The organism is Stenotrophomonas sp. GZD-301 (assembly GCF_049310345.1).
GTDB lineage: Bacteria > Pseudomonadota > Gammaproteobacteria > Xanthomonadales > Xanthomonadaceae > Stenotrophomonas.
The window spans coordinates 120,223-135,371 of sequence record NZ_JBMOWY010000032.1 but is presented as its reverse complement, the minus strand read 5'-3'; the positions used below and the strand labels follow the sequence as shown (position 1 = coordinate 135,371).

10 protein-coding genes are annotated in these 15,149 nt (G+C 68.9%); 2 read left to right on the top strand and 8 right to left on the bottom strand.

The window, feature by feature from the left end; all coding sequences use genetic code 11:
- The first annotated feature begins 169 nt into the window (after positions 1–169).
- On the top strand, positions 170–1,162 hold the full coding sequence (locus ACO6VK_RS09115) for a phosphatase PAP2 family protein (protein ID WP_422506558.1): 993 nt from the start codon (positions 170–172) through the stop codon (positions 1,160–1,162).
- 37 nt (positions 1,163–1,199) lie between these two features.
- On the opposite strand, the gene ACO6VK_RS09110 is transcribed toward ACO6VK_RS09115, so the two are convergent.
- On the bottom strand, positions 1,200–4,130 hold the full coding sequence (locus tag ACO6VK_RS09110; protein WP_422506557.1) for a VIT domain-containing protein: 2,931 nt from the start codon (positions 4,128–4,130) through the stop codon (positions 1,200–1,202).
- A gap of 138 nt (positions 4,131–4,268) precedes the next feature.
- On the opposite strand from ACO6VK_RS09110, the gene ACO6VK_RS09105 reads away from it, so the two are divergent.
- Entirely contained in the window at positions 4,269–5,330 is a 1,062-nt protein-coding gene (locus tag ACO6VK_RS09105) for a DUF1176 domain-containing protein (RefSeq protein WP_422506556.1), read from the top strand.
- Between the two features lie 10 nt (positions 5,331–5,340).
- On the opposite strand, the gene recJ is transcribed toward ACO6VK_RS09105, so the two are convergent.
- From recJ to dapB, 7 genes are all read right to left on the bottom strand, one after another.
- On the bottom strand, positions 5,341–7,074 hold the full coding sequence (gene recJ / locus ACO6VK_RS09100; RefSeq protein ID WP_422506555.1) for a single-stranded-DNA-specific exonuclease RecJ: 1,734 nt from the start codon (positions 7,072–7,074) through the stop codon (positions 5,341–5,343).
- Positions 7,075–7,103: 29 nt separating this feature from the next.
- Positions 7,104–8,024 carry a phosphoglycerate mutase gene (locus ACO6VK_RS09095; protein WP_422506554.1) on the bottom strand — a complete coding sequence of 307 codons (921 nt, stop codon included), beginning with the start codon at positions 8,022–8,024 and terminating at the stop codon, positions 7,104–7,106.
- A 6-nt stretch (positions 8,025–8,030) separates the two neighbouring features.
- Positions 8,031–8,495 (bottom strand): transcription elongation factor GreA, encoded by a 465-nt coding sequence (gene greA, locus ACO6VK_RS09090; RefSeq protein WP_026070814.1) that lies wholly within the window; start codon positions 8,493–8,495, stop codon positions 8,031–8,033.
- Between the two features lie 8 nt (positions 8,496–8,503).
- Entirely contained in the window at positions 8,504–11,746 is a 3,243-nt protein-coding gene (carB, locus tag ACO6VK_RS09085; protein ID WP_422506553.1) for a carbamoyl-phosphate synthase large subunit, read from the bottom strand.
- Positions 11,747–11,800: 54 nt separating this feature from the next.
- Positions 11,801–12,379: a hypothetical protein gene (locus ACO6VK_RS09080; protein WP_422506552.1), complete on the bottom strand. Its 579-nt coding sequence runs from the start codon at positions 12,377–12,379 to the stop codon at positions 11,801–11,803.
- A 71-nt stretch (positions 12,380–12,450) separates the two neighbouring features.
- Positions 12,451–13,581 carry a glutamine-hydrolyzing carbamoyl-phosphate synthase small subunit gene (gene carA, locus ACO6VK_RS09075; protein ID WP_422506551.1) on the bottom strand — a complete coding sequence of 377 codons (1,131 nt, stop codon included), beginning with the start codon at positions 13,579–13,581 and terminating at the stop codon, positions 12,451–12,453.
- A 224-nt stretch (positions 13,582–13,805) separates the two neighbouring features.
- On the bottom strand, positions 13,806–14,546 hold the full coding sequence (dapB, locus tag ACO6VK_RS09070; protein ID WP_422506550.1) for a 4-hydroxy-tetrahydrodipicolinate reductase: 741 nt from the start codon (positions 14,544–14,546) through the stop codon (positions 13,806–13,808).
- Positions 14,547–15,149: the final 603 nt, after the last annotated feature.

The following is a 15,149-nucleotide window of genomic DNA, read 5'->3' as shown; positions in this document are numbered from 1 at the left end:
GGGTCGTCAGCGTGCCTCATCACGGCATGGTAGTGCGCCCCACCCGTCCCGTGGCGACCGCCATTGGTCACCTGGCCGCGACGAAAGGCTGCGTCCGCTTTTCGGGCGGCGCCGACTACGGCTATCGTTGCCGTTCACGCGGGCGGAGGCCCGACACGGAGGAATACGGATGTTCCAGACCCATTGGCATATGTGGCTGCAGTCATTCTTCGATGCGGGGTGGATGCTGCCGCTGATGCGCTTCATCAGCACACTGGGCTACGAGTGGGCCTATGTCCTGCTCATCGTGATCTGCAGCTTCGGCGTACGGCTGCGCGCCGGGCTGGGCATCATGCTGGCGGTGCTGCTGATGTCGATGGCGACCCACGCGATCAAACAGAGTGCGGCGCTGCCACGCCCAAGCGATGTCGACATCCATGTACTGGACAAGGGTCGCCCGGACGGCGCCCTGGTGGCCAACGGTGCTGCCGGGTCGTTCTGGGCGCTGCCGACCGATGAAGCGATTGCCGCTGTGCGCGCGCAGCCGGATCCGGACTACGGGTTCATCAGCGGCCACGTTGGCGTGGCCACGGCGGCGATGACGGCGCTGGTGCTGTGCATGGGCATCCGCAGTTGGAGCTGGCGGATCGCGCTGTTGATCGGCTGGCCGCTGTTGATGGCGCTGTCACGGATGTACCTGGGGCGGCACTTCCTGTCCGATGTTCTGGGTGGCTGGCTGGTCGGGATGGCCTTGGGTTGGTTTGCCTGGCAGTGTCTGCCCGCGCCCGCGCATCACAATCGAACGCGCTACCTCCTCCTCGCCACGCTGGGCGTTGGCCTGATGGCAGCGGGGTTGACCACCGACCTCGTCCCGGCAGACAGCGCTGGGCGTTATCTGGGCCTGCTGCTGGTCCTCGCCTTCCTGCACTGGCGCGGATGGCCGCTGGATCCGTACACGCCGGGGCAGCGGATCGGGCGGGTTCTCGCCGTGATCGGGCTGTATCTTGTCATCAGCCCCGTGCTGGAGGCGGTTGCCATCGCACTGGCACTCCCTGACACAGTTGTGGTGGAGATGGGTTTCAACGCCATCGGCAACGCAACGATCTTCATGGGCGGCATCGCCTTGTCGGGCTGCTGGCCGCTGGCCGCGCGCGGTGTACACCGGGATGCCGCCGCCGGGTAGGCGGCGGCGACATCCTCCTGCACCGCTCCCGCTCACCTCATTTCACCTCGAACTCCCCGACCAGCACCGTCTCCGCACGGTCCTTCAGGCGCAGCGTGACCTGCTGGTCGCGCTGGTCGCGGCTGCCCCACCGGGTGCTCAGCCGCAGCATCAGCGTGGTGGCGCCGGTGACCAGCTGCTCACGGCTGCCGAAGAAGTTGGCCTCCACTTTGTAGGTTCCCGGCTTGGCATCGCGCAGCGAGAACTGCTCGGGCCCGTAGCCGCCGGTGAAGTCCTGCGACATCTGCCCACCCTGGTAGGTCAGGCGGTTGCCGTAATACGCGCGCTCGCCATTGGGGTCGGTCACCCACAGATCCATGTCGCTGTTGTCGCTGTCCCAGCTCAGCACCACGCGCAGGTCCAGCGGCATGGCGCGGCGCAGGCGTGGATCGATGTCACGGGGATCGACGCGTTCGCGTGCGATCAGCGTGTTCGCCTCGTCCAGCGCGATCAGCGAGATGCCGTCGAAGCGGCCATCCCAGGGGCGCACCACCACCTCGTACAGCGACGCCAGCGCAGCCTGGTGCTGACCACTGGCCTCCAGTGCCAGGCCAAGATCACGGAAGCTCTGCGGTTCCTCCTCCCCCATCGCCAGTACGTCACGGAAGACCGCCACGGCCAGCGCGGGGGCCTTGGCCTGCAGCAGGCGATAGCCCAGCACGCGCAGCACATGGCGGTTCTCCAGCTGCATCTCGGCCAGGTTGGACAACACCCGCAGGGCCAGGTCGCGCTGGCCGGCGGCGAGCAGCAGGTCGGCCACGTCCAGGTAGAAGGCCGTGCTGTCGGCATGCTGCTCGCGCTCGGCCAGGTACAGCCCATACAGCTGGTCCGGACGGGCGTCGCGCAGGCGACGGGCATAGGCCGAGTCCGGCGCCCACGGCGCCAGGCTGATCGCCATCCCGCCCTCGTTGGCCCTGCCTCCCGCGCGTGCGGCGCGGGCCGTGGCGGTCGGCGCGTGGCGTGCGTGTGTGCCGGCCATCATCGGGGCCGGCGCGGCATCGGCTGCCGCGGCCTCGGCGGCATACAGCATCGCCTGCGGCGGCGGTGACGGGGCCGCCGTGGGTGCGGGTGCAGCGGACATCACCTTGGCCTGTTCCACCACCGGCGCGCCTTTGGGCCAGCGCGTGTTCCACCAGCGTTCGCGCTCGGCGAACTGGCGGGCGATCTGGTCCAGCCGGCGCTGCCGCGCCCGCTGGTCGTCGGCAACGCGCACCGCGTGCAGGCGGTCGTAGTCGCCGCGCAGCGGTGCGGGCGGCCGGATGCCGTAACGCAGGTAGTCGTCGAGCGTCTCCAGCACCAGCAGCGAGGTATCCGCACTCACCATGCCGAACTGCTGCGACAGCGCCCGCATCGCGGCGGCATTGCCCTGCGGGTCGGCCGCGTACTGCGCCAGGCGGGCCTGCGCCCATGCGTCCGCCACCAGACGGCCGCCCAGCGCACGGGCGTCGGCAACGGCCACCCGATGCTGCTCGACGCGTCCATCGCCCAGCCGCACACGCACGGTCAGCTCACCTGCGTCGCGCTGCACGCGGCCCAGCACGCGCAACCAGCCCTGTCCGGCCGCGCTGGCGTCGGCCACCAGCGCATCCACGCCCTGCCCGTCCAGGCCCACCACCTCGGCGCGCTGGGCCAGCAGCAACGGCAGCGCCGCTTCCACGTCGCGCGCGCTCGAGAGCAGCAGGGTCTGGCCCTGATGGGCATCGGTCCAGGCGCGCAGCCGTGCCGCGTCGGTCCGCGCGCCGGCCGTGCTCAGCGCGTACAGGCGCTGGTCCGGCCGCAGCGTGGGCAGGCCGCGCGCGCCGTAGTTGGACAGACCATCGCTGACCAGCAGGTATTCCTTGATGTCGGCCGTGGGCGTCCAGGCGCCGAGCGCACTGGCCCCATCCTGCGGCAAGTTGGCCAGATGCGTGCGCAGCGCGCTCCAGTCGCCCTTGCGGATGTCGAAGTCACGCGGGGTTTCGGCGCGGTCGCGCAACACCGTCAACTGCACCCGCCCGTTGCCGATCGCGCGGAAGTAGCGGTCCAGCACCGCCAGTTCTGCGGCACGATCACGTTGCGCCGCCGAGCCGGACGCATCCCACAGCAGGCCCACCCGCCCGGGCAGCACCCGCGGCGCCGTCTGTGCCGGCAGCGGAATCTGTGCCATCAGGTAGCGCTCGCCGTCATGCTGGCCGGTCACCGCATCGCGCTGGCGCACCTGCGGCAGCGACCACTGCAGCTGCGCGGGCAACGCCTCGCCACTGCCCTGCCACTGGCCCTGATAGCTGCCGCCCTGCAGCCGGAGAACCAGCGGCCCTGCACTGCCCGGCTGCGGCGCACCCGTGCCCACGGCCTGCAGCCGCAACGAGACGTGCGCGGCATCGCGCGCGAACTGCATCGGCAACGTCCAACGCAGCCCGCTGCCATCCACCGGCAATGTCTCGCGCACCGTCAGCGCGACCCGGCGGCTGCCACGGGCGGGAATGGGATAGACGCGCAGCCGGAACTGGTTGCCGGCGGTCTGTTCAAGCAGGCCCGGATCCACCCGGCGTCGTTCGATGGCCTCGAAGATCTGCCGGCCCTGCGCCTTGGGCACCGGCACCGCGTCGCGCAGCGTGCCATCGATGTCCAGCGCGAACCCGGCGATCTGCTGGTCGGCGGCCAGCGGGAAGGCCAGCTGCCCTTCGAGGACGCGCGCATTGGGATTGAAGAACTCCATCTCGATCCGCGTCTCGCCGAGCCCGGCCACCACCCGGCTGTCCAGCACCACGCCGCGCAGCTGTACCGGCACCTCCGCGCCCGCCACCTGCAGCAGCGGCGCCACGGCCGGCGCATTGACGGCGACCGCCGGCGGGTGCGGCGGCGGGAATCTGCGCGCATCCACCGTGCCAACCTGCATGACCAGCCCCAGCATGCCGAGCATGCCGATCCCACGAAGTGCGCGTTCCATGTGACGCTCCCGATCCGATGACAGCAGGTTGAACGGATGATGCCGGCAAACGGGGTTTGACGCGGGCAGCGCTTGGCGCCCGTCGCCCGCTGGGCCAAGATGCGCCTCCCCCGCCGCGCCCCCCTGCAAGGATGTCCGATGCGCCTGCCCGCCCTGCTGCCCCTGCTGCTGTTGACCCCGTTGTTGCCTGCCCACGCCGCAGCGGCCGTCCCTGCGCCCGGCGAGCGCTTCACCCATCACGACTGGACGCTCGCCTGCGACAACACCCGCACCTGTCGCGCCGCCGGCTACCAGAACGATGACGAAGGGGGCAACGCGCCCGTGTCGGTGCTGCTGACCCGGCGTGCCGGCCCGAACCAGCCGGTCAGCGCCGAGCTGATGCTCGGCCAGTACGACGACACCACCTTCCCCGCGGGCTTGACCCTGCAGATCAATGGGGTCGCGCTGGGCGCCCTTGTCTACAACCGCGAGGACGGCAGCGCCACGCTGACCGCGCCGCAGGTGGCCACGCTGCTGGCCGCGCTCAAACGCGACAGCCACATCGACGTGATCGGCAACGATGGCCAGCGCTGGGTCCTGTCCGATCGCGGCGCGTCGGCAGTGCTGCTGAAGATGGATGCGCTGCAGGGCCGGCTCGGCACGCCCGGTGCGCTGATGCGCAAGGGCACCGCTGCCGAAAGCAGTGTGCTCCCGGCGCTGCCGGTGCCGGTGGTGACGCTCGGCAAGGCCGTCGCCACCCGCCCGGCCGATGCGGCCCTGGCCCACTCCCCGGCGCTGCGCGCCGCGCTGGCAGCGGCCACCTCACCGGATGACTGCGAAGCACTCGGCCCGGGCGAAGGCCTGGTCGAGGGCGAAGCGCCGCAGGAAATGACCGTCAGCCGCCTGTCCGCCAGCAAGCTGCTGGTGTCGGTGGGCTGCTGGCGCGCGGCCTACAACACCGGCGATGGCTACTGGGTGGTCAATGACCACGCACCCTATGCGCCGGTGCTGGTGACCACGCTCGGCGGCGACGACGACGGCCGCACGATCACCTCGGCCAGCAAGGGCCGCGGGCTGGGCGACTGCTGGTACACCGCCGCCTGGAGCTGGGACGGCACCCGCTTCGTGCCCACGGCCGAATCCAGCACCGGTCTCTGCCGGCTGGTGGCCGCCGGCGGTGCGTGGGAGATGCCGACGCTGATCACCCGCGTGCAGGAGTGAGCGGCAGCGCTCACGCGTTGGCGCAGTGCTCCACGATCAGCTGGATCGCACCGCCGCCGCGGTAGTCGTCACTGACCAGCCGGTAGGCGATATGCACGTTGTTGGCCGGCGCATTGCCGGTCCAGCCGCTGAAATGAATGGCGTTGATCGGTTCGGCGCGACCGGGCACGCGCAGGCTGAGCTTGAGGTGCTTCTCCTTCAGCACCTGCCAGCGCGCCACCTGGAAATGGCCGTCGAACAGCGGTTCGGGGAACCCCTGTCCCCACGGGCCGGCCAGGCGCAGCGCTTCGGCATGGTGGAAGTCCAGCTCGTTGCCGCCGAGTTCGCCGTCGCTCATCAGCTGCTGCTGCAGCGCGGCCGGGTCCATGCTCGCCTCGACCACGGCGACGAAGGCCTGCTGGAAGTCCGCCAGCCGCGCGTGCGGCAGGCTCAGGCCGGCCGCCATCGCATGGCCGCCGAACTTGTCGATCAGGCCCGGATGGGCCGCGTTCACCAGCGCCAGCGCGTCACGGATGTGGAAACCGGGAATCGACCGCGCCGACCCACGCAGCGAATCGCCGCCCGGCTCGGAAGGCGCGAAGGCGATCACCGGCCGGTGCAGCCGGTCCTTCATCTTGGAGGCCACCAGCCCGACCACGCCCGGGTGCCACTCCGGATCGAACAGGCACGCCGCGATCGGGCGCTCGCCCTCGGCCTGCAGGACCGCGCGCGACACCGCCCGTTCGGCATCGTCGGTCATCAACTGCTGCACCGCGCGCCGCTCGGCGTTGATCTGCTCCAGCGTGCCGGCGATCTCACGCGCCTGGGCAACGTCTTCGGTAAGCAGCAGCTCGATGCCCAGCGCCATGTCCTCCAGCCGCCCGGCCGCGTTCAGGCGTGGGCCCAGCGCGAAGCCGATGTCGGTGGCGGTCAGGCGCTTGGGGTCGCGGCCGCTGGCGGCAATCAGCGCCTGCAGCCCGACGCAGCCCTGCCCTGCGCGCAGCCGGCGCAGGCCGGCCGAGACCAGTGCGCGGTTGTTGGCATCCAGCACCACCAGGTCGGCGACGGTGCCGACCGCCACCAGGTCCAGCAGCGTCAGCAGGTCCGGCTCGGTGCCGGCAGCGAACGCGCCCTGCAGCCGCAGATGGCGGCGCAGCGCCATCAAGACGTAGAAGATCACCCCGACCCCGGCCAGCGCCTTGCTCGGGAAGTCATCGCCGCTGATGTTGGGGTCGACCAGCGCGTCGGCGGGCGGCAACTGCTCGCCGGGAAGATGGTGATCGGTGACCAGCACCTTCCAGCCCAGCGCCTTGGCCGCCGCCACCCCCGCGTGACAGGCGATGCCGTGGTCAACGGTGACCAGCAGTCCCGGCTGCAGGTGCGCCAGGTCCGCCACCAGCGAGGGCGACAGACCGTAGCCATGCAGCATGCGGTTGGGCACGGCATGCACCACATCGCGCGCACCGAGCATGCGCAGGCCGCGCACACCGACGGCGCAGGCCGTGGCCCCATCGCAGTCGAAGTCGCCGACCACCAGAATGCGCGCGTCGGTGGCGATCGCATCGGCCAGCAACGCCACCGCCGCGTCCATGCTGCCCATCAGCTCGGGCGCATGCAGCTGGGCCAGCTTCGGCTGCGCCTGCGCGGCATCGGTAACGCCGCGCGCGGCGAACACGCGCTGCAGCAGGGGCAGCATGTCGGCCGGCCACTGGCCGGCAACGGGAATGGCGCGACGCTGGATCTGGGGGGAATCGGGAGAGGACAAGGCAGGCTCGAAGGGCGGACGGAACGGAGTTACGCGTCGTGCAGTTGCAGCGGCTTCTTCCAGAAGCGCCAGCGTTGGCCCTTCTCCAGCTCGAACCGCAGGCCGTCTTCGAAATCGAGGACCAGCCGACGTAGTTCGCCGCGTTGCAGCGCCGACAACAACGGACGGATCGCGTCGTTGCCAAGCTGATCGAGTGAACGCAGCTGACGCAGATCAACCAGCGCATCCACCTGCTGGTCGCCATCGGCCTGTACACCGGCCGCCTTGGCCAGCGCCTGCAGCAGCGCCTCACGGCTGCGGACCTGGGCATGCGCGGTCCGCACGGACTGCGGCGGCTCACCGCCGCCCCAGAACCACAGTGAATTGATGGCCCGCTTGCCGGCCGCGACGCGGTGCTGGTTCCAGTCGTGCTGGTGCAGCACCACCTGGGCCTCGGTCAACAGCGCCCGCCAGCGCCGGCCGGCATCGCCATCGGGCAGATGGGCAAACAGATCGTCGCCCAGCACCTCGTCGGGCGCGGCGAACGCCGGCAACTGCGTGCCCGGCGGCAGGCGCAGGTACCAGCGCGACGGCACCGGGGCATCCAGGACGAAGCCAAACCCGGCGAACAGCGGTTGCAGCGCCGGCAGCAGATGGGCCACATCCTCGGCGTCGGGGCGCAGCGTATCGCCGTGCCCCATCATCCGTGCGCCGTGCATGTCCGGCACCACATTGGCCGGATCGGCCCGCAGCCAGACGCCCTCGGCGGCATCGCCCACGTCGAGCTGGCGGGTCAATGCGGCCACCGGCCAGTGCGCCGGCTGCAGCTGGAAATGCCGCTGCAGCTGGGCACGTTCACCGGGCTCGACGCTGTTGCGCTCTGCCCGGCCCAATGCCCTGGCCACGTCCTCCGGAAGCGGCGTGGCAGGAAACCGGCTGCGCGCGGGCAGCAGCAGCGTGGCCGTGGCCATCGGCGGTCAGTCCAGGTACTGGACGCTGACGATTTCGTACTCGCGCTGGCCGGCGGGTGCGTCGATGGTGACCGCATCGCCCTCCAGCTTGCCGATCAGGGCACGCGCCAGCGGCGAGGAGATCGCGATCAGGCCCAGCTTGATGTCGGCCTCCAGGTCGCCCACGATCTGGTAGCGCTTCTCTTCATCGCTCTCGACATCGGCCAGTTCCACCGTGGCGCCGAACACCACCTTGCTGCCGGCGTTGAGCTTGGTGATGTCGATGATCTCGGCGTGCGACAGCTCACCTTCCAGCTGCTTGATGCGGCCTTCGATGAACCCCTGCTCTTCGCGCGCGGCGTGATACTCGGCGTTCTCCTTCAGATCGCCGTGCTCACGCGCTTCTGCGATCGCAGCGATGACCTTGGGGCGCTTGACCGACTTCAGGTGGTCAAGCTCTTCGCGCAGACGCTGCGCGCCCTTCAGGGTGATCGGTGCTCTCATGCGTTCAACTCCTTGTGCAGTTCCTGCAGCGACCAGACAGGGCCGGTGCCACGGAATTCCAGTGATTGCACCAGCGCCTTGGCGCCGGCAATGGTGGTCGAATAGGTCACGCGGTGCTGCAGCGCTTCGCGACGGATCGAGAACGAGTCGTTGATCGCCGCGCGACCTTCGGTCGTGTTGACGATATACACGATCTCGCCGTTCTTGATCGAATCGACGATGTGCGGGCGGCCTTCGACGACCTTGTTGACGATCTCGCAGTCCATGCCGTGCTGCTGCAGCCACGCGCCGGTGCCACGGGTGGCGACCAGGCTGTAGCCGCGTTCCAGCAGCAGCTTGGCCACCGGCAGGACGCGCTTCTTGTCCGGATCGCGGACCGACACGAACGCCTTGCCCAGCGGCGGTGCCTTGATGCCACCGGCTTCCTGCGCACGCGCGAAGGCGGCGCTGAAGCTGCGGCCCACACCCATCACCTCACCGGTGGAGCGCATTTCCGGCCCGAGGATCGGGTCGACGCCCTGGAACTTGGCGAACGGGAAGATCGCTTCCTTGACCGAGTAGTAGTCCGGCACGATTTCCTTGGTCGCGCCCTGCTCGGCCAGGGTCTTGCCGGCCATGCAGCGGGCGGCGATCTTGGCCAGCGGCATGCCGGTGGCCTTGGACACGAACGGCACGGTACGCGAGGCACGCGGGTTCACTTCCAGCAGGTACACGATGTCATTGCCATCGTCGCCGACCTGGATGGCGAACTGGGTGTTCATCAGGCCCACCACGTTCAGGGCCTTGGCCAGTTCCACCACCTGGCGGCGCAGCTCGGCCTGGGTCTCGGCCGACAGCGAGTACGGCGGCAGCGAGCACGACGAGTCGCCCGAATGCACGCCGGCTTCCTCGATGTGCTCCATCACGCCGCCGATCAGCACGTTGCCGTCCTTGTCGGCAATGATGTCCACGTCCACTTCCACGGCGTTGTCCAGGAAGCGGTCCAGCAGCACCGGCGAGTCGTTGGAGACCTTGACCGCGTCGCGCACGTAGCGGGCCAGATCGGATTCACCGTAGACGATTTCCATCGCGCGGCCGCCCAGCACGTAGCTCGGGCGCACCACCAGCGGGTAGCCGATCTCGCGGGCCAGCAGCAGGGCTTCCTGGTCGTTGCGGGCGATGCGGTTCGGCGGCTGCTTCAGGCCGAGCGAGTCGACCAGCTGCTGGAAACGCTCGCGGTCTTCGGCCAGGTCGATGGAGTCCGGCGAGGTGCCGATCACCGGCACGCCGTTGGCTTCCAGCGCGCGCGCCAGCTTCAGCGGGGTCTGGCCGCCGTACTGCACGATCACGCCCTTCGGCTGTTCCAGCTCGACGATCTCCAGCACGTCTTCCAGCGTCAGCGGCTCGAAGTACAGGCGGTCGGAGGTGTCGTAATCGGTGGAGACGGTTTCCGGGTTGCAGTTGACCATGATGGTTTCAAAGCCATCATCGCGCAGCGCCAGTGCCGCATGCACGCAGCAGTAGTCGAACTCGATGCCCTGGCCGATGCGGTTCGGACCGCCGCCCAGGATCATGATCTTGTCGCGGTTGCTCGGCGCCGCTTCGCACTCGTCCTCGTAGGTCGAATACAGGTAGGCGGTGCTGGTGGCGAACTCGGCGGCGCAGGAGTCCACGCGCTTGTACACCGGGCGCACCTTGTGGGCGCGACGCAGCGCGCGCACGGCCGCTTCGTTGGTGCCGGTCAGCTCGGCCAGGCGGGCGTCGGAGAAGCCGGCGCGCTTGAGCGTGCGCAGGCGTGCGGCGTCCAGGGCATCGATACCGTCGGCAGCGAGCTGGATTTCCGCCTGGATGATCTCTTCGATCTGGTCCAGGAACCACGGGTCGATGTGCGACAGCGCGAAGACGTCTTCGACACTGAAACCGGCACGGAACGCATCACCGACGAAGAACAGGCGCTCCGGGCCCGGGGCCTTCAGCTCGCGCTTGAGCGTGGTGATGTCGTCTTCATTGGCCAGGTCCAGGCCGGTCGGGTCGAGACCGATCTTGCCGGTTTCCAGGCCACGCAGCGCCTTCTGCAGCGATTCCTGGAAGGTGCGGCCCATCGCCATCACCTCGCCCACCGACTTCATCTGGGTGGTCAGGCGGGCGTCGGCGGCCGGGAACTTCTCGAACGCGAAGCGCGGGATCTTGGTGACGACGTAGTCGATGGACGGCTCGAACGAGGCCGGGGTCAGGCCACCGGTGATTTCGTTGCGGAGTTCATCCAGGGTGTAGCCCACGGCCAGCTTGGCGGCGACCTTGGCGATCGGGAAGCCGGTGGCCTTGGAGGCCAGCGCGGACGAACGCGACACGCGCGGGTTCATTTCGATCACCACCACGCGGCCGGTGGTCGGGCTGATGCCGAACTGCACGTTCGAGCCGCCGGTGTCCACACCGATCTTGCGCAGCACGGCGATGGAGGCATCGCGCAGGCGCTGGTATTCCTTGTCGGTCAGGGTCTGCGCCGGGGCCACGGTGATCGAGTCGCCGGTGTGCACGCCCATCGGATCGAGGTTCTCGATCGAGCAGACGATGATGCAGTTGTCGGCGGTGTCACGCACCACCTCCATCTCGAATTCCTTCCAGCCCAGCACCGATTCCTCGACCAGCACTTCGGTGGTCGGCGACAGTTCCAGGCCGCGGGTCACGATGTCGACCAGCTCTTCGCGGTTGTAGGCGATGCCGCCACCGCTGCCGCCCAGGGTGAAGCTCGGGCGGATGATGGTCGGGTAGCCGACACGGGTCTGGATGTCGATCGCTTCTTCGAGCGTGTGCGCCACGGCCGCCTTCGGGCAGTCCAGGCCGATTTCACCCATCGCCACGCGGAACAGCTCGCGGTCTTCGGCCATGCGGATCGCGTCGCGCTTGGCGCCGATCAGTTCGACGTTGTACTTCTCGAGCACGCCGTTGTCGGCCAGGTCCAGCGCGCAGTTCAGCGCGGTCTGGCCGCCCATCGTCGGCAGCAGGGCGTCGGGCTTCTCCTTGGCGATGATCTTCTCAACCGTCTGCCAGTTGATCGGCTCGATGTAGACGGCGTCGGCCATCTCCGGGTCGGTCATGATCGTGGCCGGATTGCTGTTGACCAGCACCACGCGGTACCCCTCGTCACGCAGCGCCTTGCAGGCCTGCGCGCCGGAGTAGTCGAACTCACAGGCCTGGCCGATGACGATCGGGCCAGCACCGATGATGAGGATGGTTTTAAGGTCAGTGCGCTTGGGCATTGTCTTCTCTAAGTCAGTACAGCGTGGCGGGGGAAACTGATCGCACGCTGTCGATCAAGTAGCTTGGGGACTGCTGACACCGCAGTCTGACTGGAACCGTTGATGCAATTGCTGTGTTCGCTTGAAATTGAACCCGGGCTGGCGCGACAGCGCGTTGATGAAGGCCATGAACGGCACCGACGACATGAAGGCCTCGGCCTCGGCGCGGTACTCCGGCGCCGGCAACGGCGCCTCGCTGTCGTCGCCGAACTCCAGCTTGGCCTGCATGTTGGCCGCGAAGGCCGCCATGAACGCAGCGCCGGCCGGGGTGGCGGCGAAATCCAGCCAGTGCTGCACCTGCTCGACGGTCATCCGCTCGGCCAGGCGCTCGCGCATCATCTCGTCCAGGGTGGCGTTGAGCACCCGCGCCGCGCACGCGCGCTGCGGGCCATCCAATGCACTCAGGCCGGGGTCTTCTGCAACCAGACCATCGGCAATCAGGGTCAGCGACCGCTGCCACCCAACCTGCGCCACCATCTGGTCGATCCGCTGCGCCTGGCCGCTGTCCTGCGCCATCGCCGGGGCCATGACCAGCGCAGAAAGCAGCGCGGCACGGCCCAGCACGACAACGAGGGATTTACGCGGCTTCAGCATGTCAATCCAGGCTTCATCGGTTTCCGGCAGGCGGGATGGGCCGCAGCCCTGCCACGTCTGCCAGCGGAACATCAGGCCTTGGCCTGCGCCATCAGGGTCACGAAACGGTCGAACAGCGGGGCGACGTCGTGCGGACCCGGCGAGGCTTCGGGATGGCCCTGGAACGAGAACGCCGGCACGTCGGTGCGCGCGATGCCCTGGTTGGTGCCGTCGAACAGCGACCGGTGGGTCACGCGCAGGGTGGCCGGCAGCGAGGCCTCATCCACCGCGAACCCGTGGTTCTGCGAGGTGATCATCACCCGGCCGTCGTCCAGGTCCTGCACCGGATGGTTGGCGCCGTGGTGGCCGTGGCCCATCTTGATGGTCTTCGCGCCGGACGCCAGCGCCAGCAGCTGGTGGCCAAGGCAGATGCCGAACACCGGCACCTTCCTGTCCAGGAACACCTTGATCGCCTCGATCGCGTAGTCGCACGGTTCCGGGTCGCCCGGGCCGTTGGACAGGAACACGCCGTCCGGATTCATCGCCAGCACGTCGGCGGCCGGGGTCTGCGCCGGCACCACGGTGATGTCGCAGCCGCGTTCGGCCAGCATGCGCAGGATGTTGAGCTTGGCGCCGAAGTCATAGGCCACCACCTTGTACTGGGGGGCAGCGCTGGCGAACGTGTTGGAATCCAGGTCGAGCTGGCCCTCGTTCCAGCTGTAGGCCTTGTCGGTGCTGGTCACCTTGGCCAGGTCCATGCCCTTCAGGCCGGGGAACTTGCGTGCCGCTTCCAGCGCCACGTCCACGTTGATGTCGTCGCCGGCCATCAGCGCACCGTTCTGGGCGCCGCGCTCGCGCAGGATGCGGGTCAGCTTGCGCGTGTCGATGCCGGAGATTGCCACCACGCCTCGCTGCAGCAGCCAGTCCTGCAGCGATACCTGGCTGCGCCAGTTGCTCGGGCGGCGCGGCACGTCGCGCACGATCAGACCGGCCGACCACACCTTGTGGGCTTCGTCGTCCTGGTCGGTCATGCCGGTGTTGCCGATATGCGGGTAGGTCAGCGTGACCATCTGCCGGGCGTAGGAGGGATCAGTCAGCACTTCCTGGTAACCGGTCATGGCGGTGTTGAACACCACCTCACCGACGGACAGGCCGGGCGCGCCTACGGATTCGCCCTCGAATACGGTGCCGTCTTCGAGGACGAGGATTGCGGCTTGGGTCACGGGAATCTCACTTTGGCTACCGAGGGGTCACCGAAGTCACGCCACGCTTCACGGAAAAGCGGTTGCAAAAAAGCGCGGACTGCGGTGCGGGACCGGTCCGGCTGTCGTGATTCGGCGAGCGGGAATTGTAAAGGCAAGCACCCCGCGACGCCAGCGTTTGCATGCAATCGCTGACGTACGGGTACGCACGGCCACCCCCGGGTTCAGGGTGGCCCGTGCCCTGTTCAGCCTGCCGGGGCGGGCGCGGGGCCGTCGAGCAGGTCGCGGACCCGGTAACTGCCCGGGGCGCGCCCATTCAGCTGGGTGGCGGCGAACAGCGCGCCGCGCGCGAAGATGTCGCGGTTGGTGGCGCGATGGGTGAGTTCGATGCGCTCGCCGAGCCCGGTGAACTGCACCAGGTGCTCGCCCACGATGTCGCCGGCGCGCAGACTGGCGTAGTGCGGCTGCGCGCCGCCCTTGCGTGCGGCCTCGCCCAGCGTGAGCGCCGTGCCGGACGGCGCGTCCTGCTTGTGGACATGGTGGGACTCGACGATGTCGCAATCCCAGCCGGACAGGGCGGCGGCGGCCCGTTCCACCAGTTCGTCCAGCACGGCCACGCCGAGGCTGAAGTTGGAGGCCCACACCAGCGGAATACGGCCGGCCGCGGCGATCAGGGCCTGGCGCTGCGCTTCGCTGATGCCGGTGGTGCCTGAGACCAGGCCGGCCTGGCGCTCCACGCACAGTGCCAGGATGGGATCGAACCCCTCCGGCAGGCTGAAGTCGATCGCCACATCGAACGGCGGCGCGCCGGGCAGCTCGGCGCTGGCGAAGTGCGGCACGCCGTCGACGACGCGCTGTGCCGGCGAACGCCCGGTCACGGCCGCAACGACCTGCAGATGGGGGGTGCCGGCTGCCAGCCGCAGCAGGGCCTGGCCCATCCGGCCGGAGGCACCGTGGATGAGCAAACGAAGGGGGGGAGTGGTCATGCCCGCAGGCTAGCGGGTGGGGGCAAGGCTGCACAAGAGGAAATACCGTCCATGCGCGGGCCGGCGCGCAAACCCGTAGAGCCGGGCTCTGCCCGGCTGCCTTTCGTCTGGGTGTCACGCGATCTGACACAAGCCGGGTAAAACCCGGCTCTACGGCGCTGCCTTTCGTCTGGGCGTGACGCGATCTGACGCAAACCCGTAGAGCCGGGCTCTGCCCGGCTGCCTTTCGTTCGGGCGTCGCGCGATCTGACACAAGCCGGGTAAAACCCGGCTCTACGGCGCTGCCTTTCGTCTGGGCGTGACGCGACCTGACCCAAGCCGGGTAAAACCCGGCTCTACGGCGCTGCTTTTCGTCTGGGCGTCACGCGGCCTGACGCAAGCCCGTAGAGCCGGGCTCTGCCCGGCTGCCTTTCGTCTGGGCGTGACGCGACCTGATGCAAGCCGGGTAAAACCCGGCTCTACGGCGCCGCCTTTCGTCTGGGCGTGACGCGACCTGACGCAAGCCGGGTAGAACCCGGCTCTACGGGGCTGCCTTTCGTCTGGGCGTCACGCGATCTGACCCAAGCCGGGTAGAACCCGGCTCTACGTCTGGGCGGCACGCGA

Coding starts and splice junctions, on each gene's coding strand:
- ACO6VK_RS09115 (WP_422506558.1), top strand. CDS start 170: ATGTTCCAGACCCATTGGCATATGTGGCTGCAGTCATTCTTCGATGCG.
- ACO6VK_RS09110 (WP_422506557.1), bottom strand. CDS start 4,130: ATGGAACGCGCACTTCGTGGGATCGGCATGCTCGGCATGCTGGGGCTG.
- ACO6VK_RS09105 (WP_422506556.1), top strand. CDS start 4,269: ATGCGCCTGCCCGCCCTGCTGCCCCTGCTGCTGTTGACCCCGTTGTTG.
- ACO6VK_RS09095 (WP_422506554.1), bottom strand. CDS start 8,024: ATGGCCACGGCCACGCTGCTGCTGCCCGCGCGCAGCCGGTTTCCTGCC.
- carB (WP_422506553.1), bottom strand. CDS start 11,746: ATGCCCAAGCGCACTGACCTTAAAACCATCCTCATCATCGGTGCTGGC.
- ACO6VK_RS09080 (WP_422506552.1), bottom strand. CDS start 12,379: ATGCTGAAGCCGCGTAAATCCCTCGTTGTCGTGCTGGGCCGTGCCGCG.
- dapB (WP_422506550.1), bottom strand. CDS start 14,546: ATGACCACTCCCCCCCTTCGTTTGCTCATCCACGGTGCCTCCGGCCGG.